Genomic DNA, 922 nt, shown 5'->3' with positions numbered 1-922 from the left:
TGACCCCTGATCCTGGACACGGGGTTTATGCGGCCGGGGCCAGCGTAGCTGGCGTTGGCCGGGTGCTCTTCTCGTAGGTGATCGGTGGCTGCTGTCCGAGGCGGGAGTGCCGTCGGAGGGTGTTGTAGCGGTGCATCCAGCGGAATGTGGTCAGCCGGGCTTCGCGTTCGTCGGTGAAGGCGCGGCGGCCTTGCAGGGTCTCGCGTTTGAGGGTGGCGTTGAACGACTCGGCGGCGGCGTTGTCGGCGGAGCTACCGACCGCGCTCATCGATTGCCGGACTCCGGCGGCCTGGCATTCGGCGGCGAAGGCCCGAGAGGTGTATTGAGCTCCGTGATCCGTGTGCATGATCGCCCCGTGCAGGTTGCCGCGGGTGCGCTGGGCGGCGTGGAGGGCGTCGATGACCAGGTCGGTGCGCATGTGGTCGGCGATCGCCCAGCCGGCGAGGCGGCGGGAGTGCAGGTCGATGACGGTGGCCAGGTAGAGGAACCCGCGTTCACCGACCGGTAGGTAGGTGATGTCACCGACGTAGCGCTGGTTGACGGCGGGGGCGGTGAAGTCCCGGCCGATCAGGTCCGGGGCCTTCGCCGCGGCCGGGTCCGGCACCGTCGTACGCGTTCGTCTGCGTAGCCGCAGCCCTTGCACGCCGAAGCGGCGCATCACCCGGGCGACCCGCTTACGGTTGATCGCCAGGCCGGCATCCTGCAGTTCGGCGGTGATCCGTGGTGCTCCGTAGGTGCCGTCATGCTCGGCGTGGACCGCCCGGATCCGGGCGGCGAGAGCGACGTCCGCGGCGTCACGGGCGGCCCGCGCTTCGGCGCCCGAGCGCCAGTAGTAGTAGCTCGAGCGGGACACCCCGATGACCTTGCACAACCGCTTCACGCCGTAGCGCTGCTGATGGTCGGCGACGAACTGGAAGCGGTT

1 protein-coding gene is annotated in these 922 nt (G+C 69.5%); it reads right to left on the bottom strand.

The features are described from left to right. Positions 1-25 precede the first annotated feature (25 nt). On the bottom strand, positions 26-922 hold an 897-nt coding region (locus FXF52_RS41145), incomplete at its 5' end, for an IS3 family transposase (protein WP_148805047.1).

Origin of the sequence: Micromonospora sp. MP36, assembly GCF_008119785.1 — a bacterium.
Lineage (GTDB): Bacteria > Actinomycetota > Actinomycetes > Mycobacteriales > Micromonosporaceae > Micromonospora.
This window is presented reverse-complemented; position numbering and strand designations above follow the sequence as displayed.